The sequence below is a fragment of the Candidatus Amarobacter glycogenicus genome, assembly GCF_016704105.1.
Classification (GTDB): Bacteria; Chloroflexota; Dehalococcoidia; order Tepidiformales; family Tepidiformaceae; genus Amarobacter; species Amarobacter glycogenicus.
Genome location: NZ_JADJAT010000001.1, coordinates 256,721 through 277,941 on the forward strand (window position 1 = coordinate 256,721; position 21,221 = coordinate 277,941).

A 21,221-nucleotide genomic window follows, 5' to 3' on the forward strand; every position below is an offset into this window, starting at 1 on the left:
TCAGGGTCTCGAACGGGCGCATCACGAATCGAACGCCTGTGCCCGGAGCGTCTCGATTTCCGGGATAGTCTTCGGGATGCCGGCGGTGAGCACTTCGCTGCCGCTCTCCGTTATCAGCACGTCGTCCTCGATGCGGATCCCGCCGAACTCGCGGAGGGCATCCACTTTCGACCATTCGACGCAGTCGGCGAAGTCACGCCGGCGCGATGGGTCATCGAGCAGTGCCTTTATGAAGTAGATGCCGGGCTCGATCGTGACGACGTAGCCCGGCTGGAGCGGGAGGTCGGCGCGGAGCCACTTGAGCCCGAAGCGATCGCTCGGGGCCCGGCCGGCCAGGCAGCCCCCCGCGTCGTGGGTCGAAAGGCCCAGCATGTGTCCCAGTCCGTGCGGGAAGAAGAGTGCGTGGGCGTCGCGTTCGACGAGATCCTGTGCACTGCCCTTGAACAGGCCCAGATCCACGAGCCCGGCTGCCATCTGCGAGCAGGCGGCGAGATGGAGTTCACGGTACTCGACGCCGGGCTTCGCAGCGGCGATGGCGGCCTGTTGGACCGCCAGGACCAGTTCGTAGAGGTCCCTGTGGGCGCCTTCGAACCGCCTGCCCGCGGGAAACGTCCGTGTTACGTCGCTGGCATAGCCTCCGAACTCGGCGCCTGCGTCGATCAAGACGACCTCACCGTCACGCAGGACCCGGTCCGTCGGGGCGAAGTGCAGTACCGCCCCGTTCGAGCCTGTCCCAACGATCGTTCCGTAGGCGGTCCGCTCAGCGCCTGCGCGAAAGAACGCGGCTTCGACTTCGATCTCCAGCTGGCGTTCGGTCATCCCCGGGTGTGCGTGCCGGAGGGCGAAGAGGTGGCCGGCCGCCGAGGCCTCGGCGGCAGCCCGCATGAGCGCGACCTCGCCGGTATCCTTCGCCCGGCGGGCCTCCGAGACCTGTTCCGACAGGCGCTCGCCAAGCGATTCATCGATTTCCAGTTCGAGCGATGCCCAGCTGGCGGCCCCATACGCCCGCGATTGCCGCACGATGTCGTGATTTCCGAGGATGGCGACCGGTTCGCTCCGGCGACGCTCGATCCAACGTTCGAATTCAGCGAGCGGGCGGACGGGCAGGCCGATCCGCTGGCCAAGTTCGGCATGATCGACGCCGTCTCCCACCCAGACCCTGTCTTCCAGGCTCGCGACGGGCGCGAACACCGCCCAGCCCTCGGCGGGATCGAACACGAGGACGGCGCCGGGTGTCGGAGCGCCAGCCAGGTAGGCGAACTCCGGGTGGGCGTGGAACTCATGGAATTGATCGGTGCCCTGGATGGGCACATGAATACCGGATGGCACAACGACGGCGCCGCGAGCGAGGCTCCAGGCCGCTGCTACGTCGGCCCGACGGCCATCGAGGGAAGATGCTTGTTGCATTTGCCGCCCAGTGTATTCGGTCAGGCGCGCTGGTAGTTGGCCGCCGCGGCCTTGAGGGAGGAGGCAATCTCGTCGCGAAGCGCCTGCGGCCCCACCACCACCGCCTCGGGGCCCCACCCACGGACCCACGGGGTGATCTCCAGCAGGCTGGGAAGGTTCACGCACAGGCGAACTCCGCCGCCGGGGAGGTCGTCGAGCTGCTGGCTCGGGTGCCAGTAGCTCTCCCGGATGCGCGACGCGACAGACGCTGAGAAGTCGATCTGCACTTCGTGGTGCTCCTCTCCAAGGACGACTCCCCCCCAACTTCGGCGAAGCTGTTCGGCGATGTGTTCGACATCGCCCGGCTCGAACTCTCGCTGAGTCACCAGGACTTCGAGGATGCGATCGACTTTGAAGGAACGGACTTCGCGGTGCTCCGAACTGTAGCCGAAGACGTATGTGCCGCTCTGGGTATGGTCCAGCAGGTAGGGGTCGATGTCCGTGGTGCGGGCGTTCGCGTGGCTTGCCGAGCGATAGGAGATAGTTGCCGTGTGGTTCGCGGCCCAGGCTTCGGTCAACCGCCGGAGCGACTCGATGTAGGCACTGTTCGAGGGCAGGCGGCCGTATTCCACGACCGTCCGGCGCATGTGCCCTGCCAGGCCTCCCGGTAGCGCATCGGCAACTTTCTCCAGCGCAGAGACACCGTCGGGATCCCGCTCATCGGCGGACCGGAGCATGAGGCGAGTGGCGAAGTAGACTGCCCGCGCTTCCTGGAGGGTGAGCCGCACGGGCCCGAAGACCAGCTTGGCGCCCGGCATCAGCTTCCACCGGCGGCCTTCGTACTCGAGAGGCACGCCAAGTTCGCTCTCGAGCGCCGCGATATCTCTCTGGATTGTGCGCTGGCTGTAACCGAGTTCGCTCGCCAGCTCCGCGCAACTGACGTTCCCGCGTTTCACGAGCAGTTCGCGAATGCGAACCAGCCGTGTCGCTCGTCTGGTCTGTTCGGTCATCGCAACCGCCCCCGGTTTCCGTGTTCAGCCCGGACGAACCTCGGCTGTCTCCACCAAGCTAGACCAGAAACGCGACAAAATATGTCGCGTTTCTGACAGGTAAGTTCATGATTCGTGAATTTATAGACGGTTCGAACCTTTGCGTAAACAACGGTTACGGCGGAGCGAAGGAGATTGTTGGGCACAGGCAAACCGGTCGCAGCGACGAGAGACTCAAACCGCCGACTGGCCTACGATCCCAACCATGCCTGGCCCCCGTGAATTTGGACCGCTCGAACACATCATCGCCGAGGCAATCGGCCAACCTGGCCAACGCCGCTTTCGGCTCCATGCCATGAACCTGGATGTTGAGTCCGCGTCGCTCTGGCTTGAAAAGGAACAGCTCATTGCACTGGCGGAGGCGATCGAAAACGTGCTTCGGGACGCCGGGTACGAGTACCAGGCCCGTCCGCTGGACGACTTGCCGCAGCCGCCGGTTTTTCCACTCAACGCGGCGGTCGACCTGAGGCTGGCGCAGCTATCGATGGGAGTCGACGTTGAGAAGCGGACGGTTGTGCTGATTGCCGCCGACGGTCCGGACGACGAAGCCGGGACGACAGCGGTGACCATGCAGTTCGACTACCGCAAGGCATATGAATTGCGGCGCCAGATCACCCAGGTAGTGGCGGCGGGACGTCCACCGTGCCCGCTCTGTACCGCTCCGATCGACCCATCGGGCCATGTCTGTGTACGGACCAACGGGCACAACCCCCACTGAGCTTCAGCTCGGCCCGGCGGTCGCGGAGGCCCGCTAGGGCCCGGGAGTCGCGGACTTCGGCGGTTGCGCTGTAGCCGAGGGAGACGGGGTACCTGCCGGCGAGGGCGCCGCCGTGGCAGTCGTGCCCGGCGAAGCCGACGCCGTGGGCGTCGGAACTGGGGATGGCGATGGCGACGGCCGGGCGTCTTCGGGCACCGGGAACGAGCCTGGCGGAGGGGGTTCGTAGGCGGGCATCGTGGGCAGATCCCCGGCGGCGGCGAAATAGGCGAAGGTGCTCTGGGAGCTGATGAACTCGACGAACACCGGCCCGCGCTCAAAGACGATCTCCTCGCCGGCCAGAGTGTAGAAGCGCGTTCGGCTCTCGCGCTTCTGCTTCTTCCACGTCCCTTCAAACGCCTGCCCACCGGTGAAGACGGTCGCCGGGCCTGTCCCCAGCTGGTCGTAGATCAGGTGCCCGTCATCGTCGACGACCTGGGAGGGCGCCTGCATGACGATGACCGAGGCGAAGGCCAACTGTTCTCCGGAGACCGCATCAACGTGCGGCCCGCCGAACTGGAATCGAAGGTAGCGGTTCGCGCCGGCGTCCCACTTCCACTGGATGTACTGCCATGCGTAAAGCCGCCCGGAGAAGTCGACAGCGATTCCACCGGCCGGCTTCCCGGACGGGAGAAGCGTCCCCGGGTCGCGGAACTTCCAGGATTCGACCGCGGATGGCCCGGAGAAACCCATCCTGTCCGCTGCCTCCCGCAGGTCGTCCGTGCTCGTCGCCAGGTCGTAGGGGCCGTAGCGTTCGGCGTCGCGGTAGTAGTAGTTGCTGGGGATGGTGGAAAAGGCGTTCAGGTCGAGGATTTCCCACTCGTAGATCTGTCCCATGGCGTTTGCGTCATTTTCGGTAACGGCGCCGCCGGCGTGTCCGTACAGCGCACCGAGTTCGCTCGCCCAGATCACGAAGGGCGTGCGAGCGGACCTGACCGGCAAGATCTTCGCAGCCTCGAGGCGCCAATAGACGGCCATCAGGCGCGTGATGCCTCCCTCCACGAGCGCTTCGTAGACGAGATCGGCGGTGTCCAGCCCGGTGTGAGGGTATGCGCCGGTGGTGTTGTCGACCATTACTGCCAGCGGCAGCAGATCCTTCCGCTCCGCCCACTCCTGGTCGCTCATGGCGACCCCGTCGAGGATGCCGGCATGCTTGATCGGCGTCGGCGAAGCCTCCGGCGTGGCCGTGGAGAACTGCTGCTTCGTCGGTGAGGCGAGCTGCCCTTGCGCCGGCGAAGCCTCGTCAGGCGCAGGATCATCGCCGGAGCCCAGGCTCAGAACCAGCACGCCGAGCGCCAGGACGGCTGCAGCGATGACGGCGGCCAGGCCCATCAGGCGGGCCCGCCCGATCCGTGCGACGAGTTCTGGCATCGCCCGATGCTACGGAGCACCGGAACACAGGGCAACGGAGACCGGGCGCTGCTCGGTTGCGGCGTCTCGCGCTCAGGGGCGGGCGAGTGCCGGCGGTTGGGGTTGCTCCAACAACCGGTTGCCCCCGAAAGTTAGGGGATGAAGCGCCTCGGAATCCTCACCAGCGGGGGCGATGCGCCCGGGATGAACGCCGCCATCCGAGCGGTTGTCCGCACCGCCATCGGCCGGGGGATCTCGGTTGCGGGGTACGTCGACGGGTTTTCCGGCTACGTTGCGGGGCAGTTCTCCGAACTGGACGACCGGGCTGTGGGGAACATCATCCAGCGTGGCGGCACGATCATCGGTACTTCGCGTTGCCCGGAGTTCCTCGATCCCCTGGTCCGCACCGCCGCCGCCAACCGCATGCGCGCGGACGGAGTCGACGGGCTTGTCGTGGTCGGCGGTGATGGGAGCTTTCGCGGAGCCCTTGCCCTCCAGGACGAGTGCGGGGTGCCCGTCGCCGGAGTCACGGGCACCATCGACAACGATGTCTTCGGCACCGATGAGACGATCGGCTTCGACACCGCAGTGAATACTGCCCTGCTCGCGATCGACCAGGTGCGGGACACGAGCGAATCCACCGGCATGATGTTCTTCGTGGAGGTGATGGGGCGGACGAGCGGCGCCATAGCCCTCCACACGGCGGTGGCCGGTGGCGCTGCCGGCGTTGTCGTCCCCGAAGCGCATGACGAGATCACGGTGCTCATCGAACAGCTCCGGCATTCGATCGAGCGAGGCAAACGGAGTCACATCGTCGTCGTCGCCGAAGGGGACGAAGCGGGCGGGGCCTTCGGCGTCGGTGAACGCGTCGGCAAAGCGCTGGACCATCCCTACCGCGTCGTCGTCCTCGGCCACATTCAGCGCGGCGGACGGCCGACGATGCGCGATCGGATTGTGGCCTCGGAGGCGGGTGCGATGGCAGTGCATGCGCTCCTCGCCGGCCGTTCCGGCGTCATGATCGGGCGGCAGGGCGGCAAGTCCGTGGAAGTTCCGCTGACCGAGGTTGTCTCCCGTCAGCACCCGCCCCCGGACCTGGCGCTGCTGGCGCTTGCGCGGCAACTCTCCGGCTGACCATCCGCCCGCGCAGAGTCGTATCATGCGGTGTCTTCAGGGGGATGAGATGCCGCTCTTGCCCATCGATAGTCCGGCTCCCGACTTTGCATTGAAGGACCAATTCGGGAACGTGGTTTCGCTCGCGTCCTTGCTGGGGAGCTGGACCGTCATCTACTTCTATCCGAGAGACGACACCCCGGGGTGTACCCGTGAGGCGTGCAGTTTCCGAGACAACTTCGCCGGCATCCGGGATGCCGGTGCGACCGTCATCGGCGTCAGCGCCGACGGCGCCGAGTCGCACCGGGAGTTTGCCAGGAAGTACGAACTGCCCTTCTCGCTTCTCATCGACGAGGGTAATCAGATGGCACGCGACTATGGCGCCTGGGGGCCCAAGAGCATGTACGGTAGGACTTACGAGGGGATCATCCGTTCCACGTACATCCTGGACCCGGGCGGCAGGGTGGCGAAGGTGTGGCCGAAAGTGAAGCCCGATTCACACGGCTCGCAAGTGCTTGACTGGCTTCGATCGAGGGCCAGTTAGCGGCGCTTCTCCCTTCTCGCTCGTCCCTCTACGATCCCGGAAACAACCTCGGGGGGCCTAAGATGCAGCTGTACGGAGAACGCATCACCTGCGGAAGGCTGGCGGGCGAGCCAGCGACGCCTCCTCACGCACTTCCCGGTGACCGGCCCGTCTGGACGCGTGACCGAGTAGTGGACGTCAAGCACACGAAGATCGATATCAAGCTGGACGTCCCGGGGCGGGGCGTCGCCGGGACGGTCACGCACACTGTCGCTCCCCTGAACGAAGGTGCTCGTTATGTGGAGTTTGATGCCGTCGACCTGGCGATCACCGCTGTCCAGGTGGCTCGCAAGCCGGCCGAATTCTCGTACGACGGCACGACGCTGCGCGTCGACCTGGGGGCCGACCGGAGGCGCGGCCAGGACCTGGCGGTCGCGATTTCTTATAGCGCACGGCCCCGCATCGGCATGTATTTCATCGCGCCCGACGCCGGATACCCACAGAAGCCGCTCCAGGTCTGGACGCAGTGCCAGGATGAAGACACGCGCTACTGGCTCCCCTGCTTCGACCACCCGAGTGAAAAGCAGACCAGCGAGATCATCGCTACCGTACCGGGCTCGTGGTACGTGCTCTCCAATGGCCGGCTACTCGAAGAGAAAGCGAACCGCGACGGGACGAAGCGTTTCCACTGGCACCAGGACCGGCCGCACAGCACCTACCTTTTCACCCTCGCCGCCGGGGAACTCGCGCGCATCAACGATTCAACGCCGGACTTGACGATCGACTATTTCGTTGAGGAGAAGGACCTCGACGATGCCCGACGGACGTTCGCGAACACCCCGGCAATGATCGCGCTATTCGAGCGGCTCTTCGATGCAAAGTACCCCTGGTCGAAATACTCTCAGGTGGTCGTGCGCGACTTCGTTTTCGGCGGGATGGAGAACACGAGCGCGACGACGATGACGGAGAACATCCTGTTCGACCGCAAAGCCGCGCGGGACTTCACGAGCGACCCGCTTATCTCCCACGAACTGGCGCACCAGTGGTTCGGCGACTTGATGACCTGCCGGGACTGGTCCCACGGATGGCTGAACGAGAGCTTCGCCACCTACCTGGAGATGCTCTGGGACGAGCACCACCTCGGGATCGACCACTACCGCCAGGGGGCGATCGAGAATGCCGAGCTCTACTTCGGGGAGCGGTACCGGCGCCCGATCGTGACGAACGTTTTCAATCAGCCGATCGACCTGTTCGACCGCCACCTTTATGAGAAGGGTTCGGTCGTCCTGGCGATGCTCCGGTCGCTCCTCGGCGACGACCAGTTCTTTCGCTCGATCCAGCGTTACATCCGCGAGAACCAGGAGCGGAGTGTGATCACGCAGGACCTCGCCGCTGCAATCGAAGCGGAAACCGGGCGGAACCTCGACTGGTTCTTCGACCAGTGGGTCTACAGACCCGGGCATCCGAACCTCAAGGTATCGTGGAGTTACAACGACGACCACAAGCTGGCGACCGTGACCGTGAAACAGACCCAGCCGACAACCGACGGGACTCCGATCTTCCGGATGCCAGTCACTATCGACTTCCGCAAGGGCCGGACGAAGCCCCAGAGCTTCCGGGTGGAGATCACGGAGGCCGAGCACACGTTCGTCTTCCCGGTGTCGCAGAAGCCCGACCTCTGCCGTTTCGACCCCTACGGCGGGGTCCTGAAAGAAGTCGACTTCGAGAAGTCGGTCGGGGAACTGCGGTTGCAGCTTCGCGACGACGATGACATCGGTGGCCGCCAGTTCGCGGCGGCGCAGCTCGGGAAGAAGGGCGGCCTCGACGCCGTCGCGGCACTCGAAACCGCCGTGATGACGGACAAGTTCTGGGCGTGCCAGGCGGCAGCGGCGAAAGCGCTGGGCACGATCCGGACGGCGGGCGCACGGGATGCACTCCTTCGCTGCCTTTCGGTGCGCAACTTGAAAGCCAAGCGCGCCGTCGTCGCCGCTCTCGGGGAGTTCAGGGGAGACACGACGGTGTTCGATGCGATCGCTCCAATCGCAAAGAAGGACCAGTCGTGGTTCGTGGAGGCAGAAGCCTGCCGCAGCGTCGGCAAGCTCAGACTCGAGGACTCCCTGGAAATCCTGAAGCGAAACATCGCCCGCCATTCATTCCGGCAGGTCGTGCGCATCGGCTGCATCGATGGCCTTGTCGAGCTGCGGAGCGAAGCCGGACTCGAGATCCTCTCGCGGGTGGCGAGGTACGGTGAAGCCTTCCAGGGACGAACGCCGGCCGTCGGCGCGCTCGCCCGCCTCGGTGTGTATTTCCCGGACCGGAAGAAGCTGCTGGGCGAGGAGATCGCGGGTTACCTGGAGGACCCGGACTTCCGCGTGCGGATTGGTGCCGCCAACGCCCTCAAGGCACTCAAAGACGACTCGCAGATCCCGGCACTCGAACGCATGGCGGCGCGGGAGCTCGACGGCCGCGGCGTCCGTATGGCGCGAGAGAATGCCATCGCGCTGCGCAAGGGGGCGGGTACCGAGGAGGAAGTGAAGAAGCTCCGCGAAGAGTTCGAGAAGCTCCGCGAAGAGAACGGGAGACTGCGCGAGCGGGTGACCACCCTTGAAGCGAAGAAGTAATTTGGCAGTGTCCGATTGGCCGGTGTGGACACCGGACAGGCCCCGATGACCGCCAGTTCCGCAGCCGGACTGCTGTTGGCCATCGCCGGATCGGTCATCTTGATGGGCATCATTACCGCCGAGAGCCAGTACCCGTTTCCCTACACCACGCACGACAACGAAATCAGCGACCTGGGGGCAACGCGACCGCCCAACAGCGTGACGCACCAGCCTTCGGCAGCGATTTTCAACGGGACGATGCTGGCAACGGGCGCGATGATCTTCGCAGCGGCGTATTTGCTCAGACGCGCACAGTCCCCGAAGAAGGCGTGGATAAGCACCGGCCTGCTTGGCCTCGGCGTGTTCGGCGTCGGCGTGTTTCCGGGCAACTTCTCGGGCATCCACCCGTTGTTCGCGCTGCTGGCGTTCGTGTCCGGCGGGCTCGCCGGGCTGCTTTCGGCATTCTCGCTGAGGCGGCCGTTCCGGTACGTCTCGGCAGTTCTCGGCGCCACCGGGCTGCTGTCACTCGCAATCGCCATGGCGGGCGATGCGACTCCACTCGTGGACGAACTCGGCGACGGGGGCATTGAACGATGGGTCGCCTATCCGGTTGTACTCTGGCTGGTCGCCTACGGGGGGTTCCTCCTGGGGGAAGGCAAGCGAGCAACGGCCCGGTAGCACGGAACGTCCCGGAGCGGGTTGGGCGGTATACTCGTACATCGTGCAGCCGCCCTACATCCTCGCCATCGACCAGGGCACAACGAGTTCGCGGGCGCTCATCGTTGACGTTGAGGGAGAGATCGCAGGCATCGGCCAGCAGGCTTTCCGGCAGTACTACCCGGAGCCCGGACTGGTGGAGCACGACCCGGAAGAAATCTGGGAGACCACCCTCGAATCAATCGGGGTCGCCCTCGCCCAGGCTCAGATCTCCGCTGACGAACTCACTGCCGTCGGCGTGACCAACCAGCGGGAGACAGTTGTCGTCTGGGACCGGGAGACGGGTGAACCGCTCCACAACGCAATCGTCTGGCAAGACCGCCGGACCGCTGCGATTTGCGATGGCCTGCGCGCCGCCGGCAACGAACCAACCTTCGCGAAAGCAACAGGCCTCAAACTCGACCCCTATTTCTCGGGGACCAAACTCTCCTGGCTGTTGCATTCCCGGCCGGAATTGCGCGTCCGCGCGGAGCGAGGCGAAATCGCGGCCGGGACGATCGACTCCTGGTTGGTCTGGAAGCTGACGGGAGGCGAGCGGCACGTGACGGATTACACGAACGCGAGCCGGACCCTGCTGTTCAACATTAACCGCGGCCGCTGGGATGACAGTCTTTGTGAGATCCTCGGCATTCCGCGGGAGATGCTGCCGCAGGCTCAACCCTCGCGATCACTCTTCGGGACGACCCACGAAGACGTCTTCGGCGTGAAGTTACCGATCACCGGGATCGCCGGCGACCAGCAGGCGGCGCTGTTCGCCCAGGGCGGCTTCGCGCCGGGAGTAGCCAAAAACACCTACGGCACCGGCTGCTTCCTCCTGGCGAACGCGGGACGGCACCCGGTCCATTCGCAGTCCGGGTTGCTCACCTCGATCGGCGCAGGGGCCGGCCCCAGTGGCCCCGAGTACATCGTCGAGGGCTCGGTCTTCGTTGGAGGCGCGCTTGTCCAGTGGCTTCGAGATGAGCTTCGGATCATCAAACGAAGCGCCGATATCGAGTCGCTCGCAGAGTCCGTGCCAGATTCTGGCGGCGTCACGATCGTGCCGGCCTTCACCGGCCTCGGCGCGCCCGACTGGGATCCCCATGCGCGCGGGGCGATCCTCGGTCTTTCGCGCGGCACGACGGCAGGGCATATCGCGCGAGCGTCGCTCGAGGCGATCGCTCTTTCCAGCGCCGAGCTCGTGGCGGTGATGAATGACGACCTCCCATCACCGGTCGCCACCCTCCGTGTCGATGGCGGCGCTGCCGGCAACGACCTCCTGATGCAGCTCCAGGCGGACTTCTCCGGGCTGGAGGTCGAGCGCCCGGTGAACACGGAGACGACGGCCCTCGGGGCGGCCTACCTGGCCGGGCTTGAGACTGGGGTCTGGGCATCCAACGAGGAGATCGCCGGTCTCCGGCGGGTGGACCGGGTGTTCGAGCCGCGGCTTAGTGCGGCCGAACGGAGTGCCAGGCTGCACCACTGGCGCCGGGCGGTGGAACGAACGCTCGGCTGGGCGGCGGAATGACGCTCGACGAACTGACGAACGGCGAGCCCTTCGACGCGGTCATCATCGGGGGCGGCATCAATGGCTGCGGAATCGCCGAGGAAGCAGCCGCACGAGGCCTGCGGGTAGCCATGTTCGAAGCCACCGATTTCGGCTTCGGCACCACCTGGCGTTCAACCAAACTCATTCACGGGGGGCTTCGCTACCTGGAACACGGCGATGTGCGCCTCGTGCGCGAGTCGCTCCGCGAACGTTCGTGGCTCCTGCAGACGCGGCCGTACCTGGTCACTCCGCAACGGCTCTTTCTCCCGATGCTGCCATGGACGCGGCGGCCGGGCTGGCAATTGCGCATCGGCCTCGCCGCGTACGACCTCCTGGCGCTCTACCGTGGGGTGCCGAAACACCGTGCTCTTCGACGCGAGAAGCTGCGCGAACTCGCGCCGTATCTACCGGGTTCCGCCGGGGGCGGGTTCAGCTTCTACGACGCCCGCATCCACGCCCCTGAACGCCTCGCGCTCGAACTTGCGCTCGAGGCTCGCCGGCTCGGCGCCGTGATCGCCAACCACACCAGAGTCGTGAGTGTTACCAGCGACGGCAAACGGGTGACCGGCGTCGTCGTGGAGGCGGAGGGCGAGGCTCACGCCATCCCCACACGGGCGGTGATCAATGCCGCCGGGCCGTGGGTCGATGCCGTGAACGAGCACGGCGGCCTCCCGGGCGTCGAACTCCTTGGTCTGACACGCGGAACGCACATCGTCTTCGAACTGGAACAACCGTTGGGCCGTGACGCCGTCTTTTCCAACACGAAGCGGGACGGTCGCGTCTTCTTTGCTGTCCCGCAGGGCCCCCTCTTGCTGGTCGGCACGACTGACGACCGTTTCGACGGTGACCCTTCGTCGATCCGGCCCTCCTCCTGCGACGTGGACTACTTGCTGGAAGAGGCACAGGAACTCCTGCCGGGCATGGGACTCACTCGTGACAGGATCCGCTACGCCTACGCGGGACTGCGTCCCCTGCAGCGGGTGAAAGGCGGTCCGGAAGCTGCGATCAGCCGCCGCCACGCCGTCGTCCCGCACGCGAAGCACGGCGGACCGGAGGGCATGTACAGCGTGGTCGGGGGCAAGCTCAGTACGTTCCGGCCGCTGGCCGAAGAGGCCGCAGCGCTGCTGGGGCCGCCGAGGAAGCGCAAGACAGACAACTCGCCCGTGGCGCCGGGTTGGAACCTGGTCTTGAAGGAAACGCCCCTGAGCCTGCACCAGAAGCACCACTTGCGCATTTACGGGCCAGCGATCGCCGAGGTGCTCGCACTGGGGATGGAACCGCTCTGCGAGCATGCCGGCGCCATCGCCGGCGAGGTCCGGTACGTCGCTACGACGGAAGAAGTGAAAAGCCTGGCGGACATCATGATGCGGCGGACGGGCATCTCCTGGTCGGCCTGCCGCGGGCTGTGTTGCGCTGAAACGGTCGCCGCCATCGCCGGGACCGTGCTCGGCTGGGACGAGTCGAGACAATCAGCAGAACTGGACGCTTTCCGCGCCGAACTCGACTTCCATCTGCCTTCCGTCGAATCCCTCGATTTGGGCATGGCCTGATGGACGCCGCCCTGGACAAGACACTGAGGGATGCCGCTGCGCTCTTTCGACGCAGCCGGTATGCCGTGGCGCTCACGGGTGCGGGCCTCTCGGCCGAGAGTGGGATTCCAACCTACCGCGGGACGGGCGGCGTCTGGACGCGGTTCGGCGAACCAACAATTGATGGTTGGGACCTGTTCTGCCAGGACCCGGAGGCATGGTGGAAACTCTCCATCGAGCATCGGGTAGGGGGGTCAGAATTTTCCGCAGCGATCGACAGGGCGGTCCCGAACGCGGCGCACTACGCCATGGCTGAGCTTGAACAGATGGGGCGGCTGGCCCACGTGATCACACAGAACATCGACAACCTCCAGAACGTGGCCGGCAGCCGCCACGTCACAGAGATCCACGGGAATCGGGCGAAAGCGCGCTGCATGTCGTGCGGGCTGCGCTACCGGCTGGAAAGCATCGACCTGGCGATACTCCCGCCGCACTGCGCGGAATGCGGCGGGGTGCTCAAGAACGACGTCGTGATGTTCGGCGAGCCCATCCCGGCGGACGCCCTTGAGGAATGCTACCGGCAGGCGTTCCGGGCGGACCTCTTCCTCGTCGTCGGGACCAGCGCGGTGGTCTATCCGGCGGCGGAATTCCCGTTGATGGCCAAACGCCGGGGCGCGCCGCTGATCGAGATCAACCCCGAGGAGACGGCGCTAAGCGATCTCGCCGACGTGATCATCCGGGGTCCGGCGGCAGTGACGGTGCCGGCGCTGGTGGAGCTGTTGCTGATCCCGTGAAGCCTCAAAGGAGTCCAATGAACTCGTCGACCGAAAGGCCCGCCTTCTTGATCTGGCTGCTCAACAGGCCTGGGCCGAGTTCGCGATGGAGTGGGATCGAAAGCGACACGATCGACTCAGCCTTCAGCATGACGACGTGGCTGCCTGACTGACGAGACACCCGCCAGCCGGAGGGCTCAACGCTCACACTGCCATCGGCAACCGTCCGCCAGCCTCTCGCCTGTAAACAACGGTGATGGGAACTACATCTAGGCAAGTGCCGGGACCTCGACCTCGCGCGTCTCGATCGTGAGCGGGAGACCCGCCTCGCGGCGAGCTTCGAGGCAGGCCACGATCGCGTCCCTGATGTTTGCGAGGGCTTCTTCTTCCGTTTGGCCTTGCGAAGCGCATCCGGGGATTGCGGGGCACTCCACAACGATCCATCCGGCTTCGTCGCGGTACATGGTGATTGCCAGCTTCATTGGGACACTATACCGCGCGGGCGTCGAGAGCTTGACTGTGTCCCCTGGCGGACGCGCAGCCGCCCATAACGTGGCCGCGTGGTACCCTCTCCGACCGCAACACCCTCCCAAATGGAGTTCCCATGCCTCGGAAGAAGGTCACAATTGTTGGCGCCGGTATGACCGGCGGCGCCATGGCTCAGCGGCTCATCGAACGCGACATCTGCGATGTCGTCCTCCAGGACGACCCCCAGTTCGCCGGCACAATGCACTTTGGCAAAGCCCTCGATGAATCGCAGGCTTCCTCGTGGGAAGGCTACTCGATGCGGATCTCCGCCACCGATGGCTGGGAGGAGACCGCGAACTCCGATGTCGTCATCATCACTGCCGGCGCACCGCGCAAACCTGGGATGACCCGCGAGGAGTTGCTCAACGGCAACGCCGACATCGTGGCCGCGAAGGTCTCGGCCGCCGCCAAGGCATCGCCGAAGGCCGTCCTGATCATCTTCTCCAATCCCATGGACGCCATGTGCCAGGTCGCCATGAAGGCCAGCGGCTTCCCGCGCGAGCGGGTGATCGGCCAGGGTGGCGCTCTCGATAGCGCGCGCTACCGCTACTTCGTCGCCGATGCGGTCGGCGTCTCGGTCCGCGACGTGCACGGCTACGTCATCGGTGGCCACACCGACACGACGATGGTGCCGGTGGTCTCCCAGACCCGGATCGGCGGCGTGCCGCTGACCGACCTTCTGCCTGCCGACCAGGTCCAGGGGTTGGTCGCCCGTGCGATGCGTGGTGGCGCCGAAATCGGCGAGCTCTACAAGACCGGTTCAGCCTACTTCGCTCCATCAGCCGCGACGATCACGATGGCCGAGGCAATCCTCCTCGACCAGAAGCGCCTCATCCCCTGCAGCGTCTGGCACCAGGGCGAATACGGCATCCGCGATGTCTTCAGCGGCACCGTCTGCCAGCTGGGCGAAGGCGGCATCCAGAAGACGTTCGAACTGCCGCTCACAGATGACGAACGCCAGCGCGTCGTCGCCGCCGCCGACGCCACCAAAGAGCTGGTCAAGCTCTTGAACTAGGGGCCGTGCATCCGCGGCTCGCCGGAGGACTATTTTGGCAAGCCGCGAATATTCGAAGCGCCTGGGTGCCCTCAGCGACAGACAGCTCCAGGCCGCCCTCGACAGGTTCGGTCTGGGGCGGCTCGTTTCGGCCGAACCACTGACGAACGGGCTCTTTGGCCAGAACCTTATGCTCGAAACCAGCTCGGGCGCGTACGTCTTCCGCGGCGCGCCCCACTGGAACCTCGACGGCAAAGACGACTGGCAGTTCCAGAAGGAGCGCTGGTTCTCCCGGACGGTCCACGAATCGCCGGGTGGCCCGAGCGTGCCATGGCCCTACCTCCTGGACGAAAGCCGCGACCTCTTCGGCTGGGGCTTCGCCATTCAGCCGCGCCTCCCCGGCGAGGTGTTAGCCCTCTCGAATCCGTGCCCCTACTCCGCCCCCGAACTCGCCGAACAGTCGCGCCAACTCGGCGCGGCCCTCGCCCAACTCCACACCCTGACGTTGCCCGAAGCCGGCAGGCACAACCCGCGGACCGACGCCATCGAGCCGTTTGCCACGCCCTATGTCGAGTACGTGAGTGCCACGCTGGAAGACCTGCTGACCCGCTCCCTCGCCGCGTCGAATGCCACCACGGAAGCAGACGTGGCCTGGGCGCGCTCGGTCCTCGAACGGGCTCGCCCGGCGCTCGAACTGCCGTTCACACCGGCGGTCGTCCACCTGGACTTCGGCTTCCACAACGTCCTCTTCGAACAACGCGATGGCCACTGGCGCCTGACCGGCGTCATCGACTGGATGACCGCCGAAGCCGGCCACCCGGAGTGCGACCTGTCGCGCCCGCTGGCCACGGACCGCCAATCCCGCATCGGCGCCCGCGAGGCGTTCCTCGGTGCCTACGAAGCAGTACACCCGCGCACGTCCGGCTTCGAAGAGCGCTTTCGCGCCTTCATGCTCTGGGAGCGGCTGCTCATCTGGCAGTACTGGCAGGCACAGGCCAGGAACGACTTCGGAGAGATTGGGCTGCTGCAGTGGATTGAACCGTTCGTGGAGATGCTGAGGTGAGGCCCCGGCTAGTCTCCATCATCGACGGGGACACTCTGCCGACCATGGCGAATCGCGAAGATCTCGATTCGGTCCGGGAACGCCTCGTAAAAGACTCGGTAGCCTCGATGGATAAGTTCTCGAAGAAAGGCGCTTTCGAATTCCGGTACACGTCGCCCGAGGAACGGAGAATGTTCCAGGTTCTTGACACGTTCGTAGAGGCGATCAGCGAAACGGTCGCCGCTTCCCTCGGAAAACGCATTCAGTCGGGCAACGATCTTGTCGAGTTCGCCTTCCGCCTCAGGCGTCCAAAGGGACTTCACACTTTGGTCCGCAGGCTCTCGAAAACTTCCTCGGTGCTGCGAAGCTGGCCAGCGCGCGCCTGTGCACGTCCCCGTTCGATGCTTGCAAGGTCTTCGGGGGTAAGCAGAGAGGCAACGTACTCAATCCGTTCGAGGAGTTCGTCGGCCTCGACCTGGGACATCGCTTCGACCAACTCGTGGAGGCGTTCTTTCGTCGACATGCCCCCAGTATACCAAAGAGAGGTCAGGCCTTACCCCAGCGCCGCCCGCAGCTGGGCCGCCGCCAGGCGCACCTGGCGTGGGGCGGTGCCGCCGGGGATGTCGCGCGCCGCCAGCGCCGAATCGACGGAGATTTCGAGGACGTCGGCGGCGAAGAGGTCACTGCCCGCCCGATAGACCTCGAGCGGGAGTTCGTTCAGTTCGCAACGGCGGCGTTCGGCCTCCCGGACCAGGCCGCCGACGACTTCGTGGGCGCTGCGGAAGGGCAGGCCCTTCTTGACGAGGTAGTCGGCGATATCGGTGGCGAGGGCGTAGCTCTGGCCGGCGGCCTCCCGCATCCGCTCGAGGTTAAAGCCCAGCGCCGGGACCATCGCCGCAAAGATCCGGAGCGTCGGCAGCACCACATTCGAGGCACCCAGGATGTAGGCCTTGTCTTCCTGGAGGTCGCGGTTGTATGTCATCGGCAGGCCCTTCATCGTGGTCAGGATCCCAACCAGCTCGCCGATGACGCGGCCCGCGCGCCCGCGTGCAAGCTCGGCGACATCGGCGTTCTTCTTCTGCGGCATGATGCTTGAACCGGTCGCGAAGCCGTCGGGAAGCGTCACAAACCCGTACTCTGCGCTCGCCCACAGGACGATGTCCTCGGCGAAGCGTGAGAGGTGGACCTGGGTGATGGCACAGGCGGCCGCGTACTCCGCGACGAAGTCGCGGTCGGCCGTCGCATCCATGCTGTTCCGAGACACCGAATCGAATCCGAGTTCCTCCGCGACCATCGCCCGATCGAGGGGGTACGGCGAACCCGCGAGGGCGCCCGCTCCGAGAGGGAGGACATTCGTCCGCGTACGACAATCGTCGAAACGTTCCCGGTCGCGGAGGAGCATCTCGCCGTACGCAAGGAGGTGGTGACCAAGCGTGACCGGCTGGGCACGCTGGACGTGCGTGTAGCCTGGCATCGGGTCGGCGGCGTGACGGTCGCCGAGGTCGCAGAGTACGGCCACCAACTCGGTGAGCGACTCGCGCGCGATATCGCACGCTTCGCGGACGACCATCCGGTTGAGCAACGCGACCTGGTCGTTCCGCGAGCGGGCGGTGTGGAGCCGGCCGGCTGCGTCGCCGATCTTCTCCCGGAGCAGGACTTCGACGTGAGTGTGGATGTCTTCGAGTTCCGGCCGCCAGGTAACCCGACCGGCATGAAAATCCTCAAGGACGAGAGCAAGTCCTGCCACGATGGCGTCGGCTTCGGAGGACGGGATGATGCCTTGATGACCAAGCATCCTGGCGTGGGCGACGGAGCCGATGATGTCGTGCGCCCAGAAGTCGCGATCCATTCCGGCGGTGTAATCGCGGGTGAGTTCGTCCATGCCGCCTTCGAAGCGTCCGCCCCAGGTGCGTTGTTCAGTCATGATTTCGCCTTCCTCAGCGGTTCCCAGTCCAGCAGTTCCCCGACGTCTTCGAATACGAAGTCAGGTCTGACACCCTCGGCGTCGGGGGCGGAGCGCTTCCATGCGGCGTCGATCCCGAGGGCCTGGGCGCCAGCGATGTCCTCGGCGAGTGAATTGCCCACCATGACCGCTTCCGCCGCAGAGATTTCAAGCGCGCGCAGGGCGCTGCGGAAGATTTCCGGGTGAGGTTTGAGAAAGCCGACTTCGACTGAGACGGCGGTCGCATCCCAGCCGACATCCAGGCCGGCGGCGCGAAGGTCATCCCGGAAGCGGTCGCCTCCGAACGCGCGATTCGTGACGATTGCGAGGCGAAAACCCCGGTTGCGAAGCGCTTCCAGGGTGGGGCGAGCGTCGGGGTAGGCGGCCTTCCCACCGTCCTCTCCAGAGACGTAGATCGTCTCCATGAGTTCACCGGCCTGGCGGGCGGAAAGCGAGACGCCCACGGACAGGAGTGCCGCCTTCGCGACCGCAGCATAGTCAGGCTCGACGCGGTCGGTGGCTCGTGCCTGTTTCATAGCGGATTCGAGTGCATCCCAGGCGACGCGGGCGACAAGCGACGGATCCGGGTGAGTCAGACCAGCGTTCGCAAGGAATTCGCGGGCACGTTCGGAGGCGATCCGGCGGAACTCAGCCGCCGGCGGCGCCTCAGCGGAGTGCCAGAGGGTATCGCCGATATCGAATAGGACGGCTCGGTAGGCCATTCTTCGCATGCAATCCGGGCGCCAGGAGGAGGCAGCGCCAGCGTTGCATGTTCGCATGCCGCCTGCTCTCCGGCCAACGCGGGCACCGTGTTCATCGGCCGGAAGCATTGCCGCGCTACAATGAGCTAATGCGCCTTCGTGCCTCTCGGACGCTCATCGTTGAGCCTCCCCTCCCCGAACCCCTCGCGCCCTTGCGTGACCTGGTTGCGAACCTCTACTGGACATGGAACACCGATGCGGCCTCGTTGTTCGAGCGGCTGGACCGCGAGCTCTGGCAGGAAACGGGACACAATCCTGTCGCGCTGCTGCAGCGAATCCCGGCAGCCACGCTCTCCCGTTTCGCAGTGGATGACGGATATCTCTCCCACCTGCAGAGAGTCCTCTCGGCGTTCCATGCGTATCTATCCCGGCCACCGCTGTGTGTGATCGACGGGCTCTCAGCGACTGAACCGGTCGCCTATTTCTCGCTTGAATTCGCGTTGACGGAGAGTCTGCCGACCTATTCGGGCGGCCTCGGCGTCCTCGCCGGGGATCACCTGAAATCGGCCTCGGACCTTGGCCTTCCGCTGGTCGGCGTTGGTTTGTTGTACCACGAGGGCTACTTCCACCAGCACCTTGGCCCCGACGGCTGGCAGCGCGAGGACTACCGGGTCATCGATCTGAGCGAGCAACCGCTGGCGCCGATCGTCGATGCCCTGGGGAACCGGTTGACTGTGGCGGTGCCAATCGACGGGCGGACAGTGATGGCACAGCTCTGGCGGCTGGATGTGGGAAAGGTGCCGCTCTTCCTGCTGGATACGGATATCCCCACCAACGGAGAGAGCGACCGGCAGTTGACCGGCCGACTTTACGGTGGCGATTCAGAGATGCGGATCCAGCAGGAGATGGTCCTGGGCATCGGAGGAGTGCGGGCCCTCCGTGCGATGGGCGTGGACCCGGCCGTCTGCCACATGAACGAAGGTCACTCCGCCCTCCTTGGGATGGAGCGCATCCGGACACTGATGACGGAGCACGGGGCGACCTTCGCCGAAGCACGCCTGCCGGTGAGTTCGGCGACGACCTTCACGACGCACACAGCGGTCGCAGCCGGGATCGACCTGTTTCCCCCGGACCTTGTGGCGCGCTACCTGGGCGAGTACGCCGCGGGAATGGGCCTGGACCGCGGAGCCCTCATCGGACTGGGACGGACGAACCCCGGCGACGACACCGAGCCGTTCTCGATGGCGATGCTCGGGCTTCGCCTGAGCGGGTTTCGGAACGGCGTTTCGAAGCTCCACAGGATGGTTTCGCAGCGGCTGTGGGAGTCGGCATGGCCCACCCTGCCGCTCGATCAAATCCCGATCGAAGCGGTCACAAACGGGGTGCACCTGCCGACGTGGGTAGCCCACGAGGTCGGCGACCTCTACGACCGGTACATCGGCGAGTCATGGCGCGATGACCCCGCGAACAGCGACTGGTCCCGGATTGCGGCGGTCCCCGACGAGGAACTGTGGCGCGTGCATGAGCGGCAGCGGGAGCGGCTGGTCCTCCGTGCCCGGCAACAGCACGCCGACGCCATGATGAGCCGCGGCCGTTCGGCCACGCCCGGAGGCTCCGGGGGGGTGCTCGATACCGGGACGCTGACGATTGGCTTTGCCCGCCGCTTCGCCGGATACAAGCGGGCGACATTGCTCTTCCGTGACCCGCAGAGACTGGCCGCCATCCTGAACCATGCCGAGCGTCCGGTGCAGTTCATCTTCGCCGGGAAGGCCCACCCTCGTGACGAGCCTGCGAAAGCGCTCATCCGGGAGGTCGTCGCGTTGAGCGAGAGGCCCGAGTTCCGAGACCGTCTCATCCTGCTTGAAGGCTACGACATGGAACTCGCCCGGTCCCTCGTCCAGGGCTGCGATGTCTGGCTCAACACGCCCTTGCGGCCACTCGAAGCCAGCGGCACAAGCGGGATGAAGGCCTGTGCGAACGGCGCAATCCACATGAGCGTGATGGATGGCTGGTGGTGGGAAGCGTACCAGCCCGGACTTGGATGGGCCGTTGGCCGTTCCCGACTCGACGACGACCCAGAAGCGCAGGATGCCTTTGATGCGAACTCTATCTATGACCTGCTCGAAAACGACCTGACCCAGAGCTTCTACGAGCGCGACCACGAGGGCGTCCCTGGCGACTGGGTGCGGCGGATGAAAGCCTCCGTGAGCGCGTTTGGTCCCGTGTTTAACACCAGCAGGATGGTTGCCGAGTATGCGACCAAGGCCTACGAGCCCGCGGCCCGAAGCTGGCACATCCTGAAGGCCGACGCGCTCGCAGCCGCGCGAGACCAGGCTCGATGGCTCGACAACGTCCGCAGCGGATGGGATAGCGTCCGAGTGCGGGAACTTTCGCACGCCCGGAACGAAGCTACCGGCCTTGGCGTCACCGTCACGATTGACCCCGGGCAGCTCACCCCAGAAGACCTGCGAGTGGATGCGGTTTTCGGGCCCGCGGGACCGGATGGCTCGCTCGCTTCGCACGGGGTAGCCCGCCTTGACTTCGTTTCGCTGGCGGCCGGCGAGGCACTGTACCGGGGCGAGGTGCCGTTCACTGAAGGGGGCCGACAGGGTTACGCGATCCGCATCCTGCCGGCCCACCCCAATCTGCATGACCCGTTCGCCAGCCAACTGGCACACTGGGCGTAGAAGGATTCATT

The 21,221-nt window shown here is 65.5% G+C and carries 20 protein-coding genes; 11 read left to right on the forward strand and 9 right to left on the reverse strand.

The window, feature by feature from the left end; translation table 11 throughout:
• Positions 1 to 21: 21 nt before the first annotated feature.
• Together IPG14_RS01305 and IPG14_RS01310 are read right to left on the reverse strand one after the other, a co-directional pair.
• Entirely contained in the window at positions 22 to 1,407 is a 1,386-nt protein-coding gene (locus IPG14_RS01305) for an aminopeptidase P family protein (protein ID WP_343390666.1), read from the reverse strand.
• 20 nt (positions 1,408 to 1,427) lie between these two features.
• Positions 1,428 to 2,396 (reverse strand): WYL domain-containing protein, encoded by a 969-nt coding sequence (locus IPG14_RS01310; protein WP_343384726.1) that lies wholly within the window; start codon positions 2,394 to 2,396, stop codon positions 1,428 to 1,430.
• A 244-nt stretch (positions 2,397 to 2,640) separates the two neighbouring features.
• Between IPG14_RS01310 and IPG14_RS01315 the strand changes: the two genes are divergently transcribed.
• Entirely contained in the window at positions 2,641 to 3,153 is a 513-nt protein-coding gene (locus tag IPG14_RS01315) for a DUF3090 family protein (RefSeq protein ID WP_343384727.1), read from the forward strand.
• A gap of 33 nt (positions 3,154 to 3,186) precedes the next feature.
• Here the strand turns inward: IPG14_RS01315 and IPG14_RS01320 are convergent, their stop codons facing one another.
• Entirely contained in the window at positions 3,187 to 4,560 is a 1,374-nt protein-coding gene (locus IPG14_RS01320) for a DUF3048 domain-containing protein (RefSeq protein ID WP_343390667.1), read from the reverse strand.
• A 138-nt stretch (positions 4,561 to 4,698) separates the two neighbouring features.
• Here IPG14_RS01320 and IPG14_RS01325 point away from each other — a divergent pair, with 138 nt between their 5' ends.
• The 7 genes from IPG14_RS01325 to IPG14_RS01355 all read left to right on the forward strand — a co-directional run bounded on the left by IPG14_RS01325 (position 4,699) and on the right by IPG14_RS01355 (position 13,337).
• On the forward strand, positions 4,699 to 5,670 hold the full coding sequence (locus IPG14_RS01325) for an ATP-dependent 6-phosphofructokinase (RefSeq protein WP_343384729.1): 972 nt from the start codon (positions 4,699 to 4,701) through the stop codon (positions 5,668 to 5,670).
• A 49-nt stretch (positions 5,671 to 5,719) separates the two neighbouring features.
• Positions 5,720 to 6,193 carry a peroxiredoxin gene (locus IPG14_RS01330; protein WP_343390668.1) on the forward strand — a complete coding sequence of 158 codons (474 nt, stop codon included), beginning with the start codon at positions 5,720 to 5,722 and terminating at the stop codon, positions 6,191 to 6,193.
• A gap of 62 nt (positions 6,194 to 6,255) precedes the next feature.
• Positions 6,256 to 8,793 carry a M1 family aminopeptidase gene (locus tag IPG14_RS01335; protein WP_343390669.1) on the forward strand — a complete coding sequence of 846 codons (2,538 nt, stop codon included), beginning with the start codon at positions 6,256 to 6,258 and terminating at the stop codon, positions 8,791 to 8,793.
• A gap of 45 nt (positions 8,794 to 8,838) precedes the next feature.
• Positions 8,839 to 9,450: a DUF998 domain-containing protein gene (locus IPG14_RS01340; protein WP_343390670.1), complete on the forward strand. Its 612-nt coding sequence runs from the start codon at positions 8,839 to 8,841 to the stop codon at positions 9,448 to 9,450.
• 43 nt (positions 9,451 to 9,493) lie between these two features.
• A complete protein-coding gene (gene glpK, locus IPG14_RS01345) occupies positions 9,494 to 10,993 on the forward strand; it encodes a glycerol kinase GlpK (RefSeq protein WP_343390671.1) in 1,500 nt (499 codons plus the stop codon).
• Positions 10,990 to 12,564, forward strand: coding sequence for a glycerol-3-phosphate dehydrogenase/oxidase (locus IPG14_RS01350; RefSeq protein ID WP_343390672.1), 1,575 nt, complete (start codon positions 10,990 to 10,992; stop codon positions 12,562 to 12,564). The genes glpK and IPG14_RS01350 overlap by 4 nt, the downstream gene beginning before the upstream one ends.
• Positions 12,564 to 13,337 carry an NAD-dependent deacylase gene (locus tag IPG14_RS01355; RefSeq protein WP_343390673.1) on the forward strand — a complete coding sequence of 258 codons (774 nt, stop codon included), beginning with the start codon at positions 12,564 to 12,566 and terminating at the stop codon, positions 13,335 to 13,337. Before IPG14_RS01350 ends, IPG14_RS01355 begins: the two co-directional genes overlap by 1 nt.
• Positions 13,338 to 13,341: 4 nt before the next feature.
• On the opposite strand, the gene IPG14_RS01360 is transcribed toward IPG14_RS01355, so the two are convergent.
• Both IPG14_RS01360 and IPG14_RS01365 read right to left on the reverse strand, forming a co-directional pair.
• Positions 13,342 to 13,524, reverse strand: a complete 183-nt coding sequence (locus tag IPG14_RS01360; protein ID WP_343390674.1) for a type II toxin-antitoxin system HicA family toxin — start codon at positions 13,522 to 13,524, stop codon at positions 13,342 to 13,344.
• A 61-nt stretch (positions 13,525 to 13,585) separates the two neighbouring features.
• Positions 13,586 to 13,798 (reverse strand): type II toxin-antitoxin system HicB family antitoxin, encoded by a 213-nt coding sequence (locus IPG14_RS01365; protein WP_343384738.1) that lies wholly within the window; start codon positions 13,796 to 13,798, stop codon positions 13,586 to 13,588.
• 122 nt (positions 13,799 to 13,920) lie between these two features.
• Between IPG14_RS01365 and IPG14_RS01370 the strand changes: the two genes are divergently transcribed.
• Both IPG14_RS01370 and IPG14_RS01375 read left to right on the forward strand, forming a co-directional pair.
• Positions 13,921 to 14,859 carry a malate dehydrogenase gene (locus IPG14_RS01370; RefSeq protein WP_343390675.1) on the forward strand — a complete coding sequence of 313 codons (939 nt, stop codon included), beginning with the start codon at positions 13,921 to 13,923 and terminating at the stop codon, positions 14,857 to 14,859.
• A gap of 34 nt (positions 14,860 to 14,893) precedes the next feature.
• Entirely contained in the window at positions 14,894 to 15,901 is a 1,008-nt protein-coding gene (locus tag IPG14_RS01375) for a phosphotransferase (protein ID WP_343390676.1), read from the forward strand.
• A gap of 8 nt (positions 15,902 to 15,909) precedes the next feature.
• On the opposite strand, the gene IPG14_RS01380 is transcribed toward IPG14_RS01375, so the two are convergent.
• Genes IPG14_RS01380 through IPG14_RS01395 form a run of 4 tightly spaced genes read right to left on the reverse strand, consistent with a single transcriptional unit; the run spans position 15,910 to position 18,544 of the window.
• Complete coding sequence (locus tag IPG14_RS01380) at positions 15,910 to 16,203, reverse strand: type II toxin-antitoxin system RelE/ParE family toxin (RefSeq protein ID WP_343390677.1); 294 nt, start codon at positions 16,201 to 16,203, stop codon at positions 15,910 to 15,912.
• Positions 16,200 to 16,403, reverse strand: a complete 204-nt coding sequence (locus IPG14_RS01385; RefSeq protein ID WP_343390678.1) for a hypothetical protein — start codon at positions 16,401 to 16,403, stop codon at positions 16,200 to 16,202. The genes IPG14_RS01380 and IPG14_RS01385 overlap by 4 nt, the downstream gene beginning before the upstream one ends.
• Before the next feature lie 30 nt (positions 16,404 to 16,433).
• Positions 16,434 to 17,804, reverse strand: a complete 1,371-nt coding sequence (argH, locus tag IPG14_RS01390) for an argininosuccinate lyase (protein WP_343390679.1) — start codon at positions 17,802 to 17,804, stop codon at positions 16,434 to 16,436.
• Positions 17,801 to 18,544: an HAD family hydrolase gene (locus IPG14_RS01395; RefSeq protein WP_343384742.1), complete on the reverse strand. Its 744-nt coding sequence runs from the start codon at positions 18,542 to 18,544 to the stop codon at positions 17,801 to 17,803. The genes argH and IPG14_RS01395 overlap by 4 nt, the downstream gene beginning before the upstream one ends.
• 128 nt (positions 18,545 to 18,672) lie before the next feature.
• Between IPG14_RS01395 and glgP the strand changes: the two genes are divergently transcribed.
• Positions 18,673 to 21,210, forward strand: a complete 2,538-nt coding sequence (gene glgP, locus IPG14_RS01400; protein WP_343390680.1) for an alpha-glucan family phosphorylase — start codon at positions 18,673 to 18,675, stop codon at positions 21,208 to 21,210.
• Positions 21,211 to 21,221: the final 11 nt, after the last annotated feature.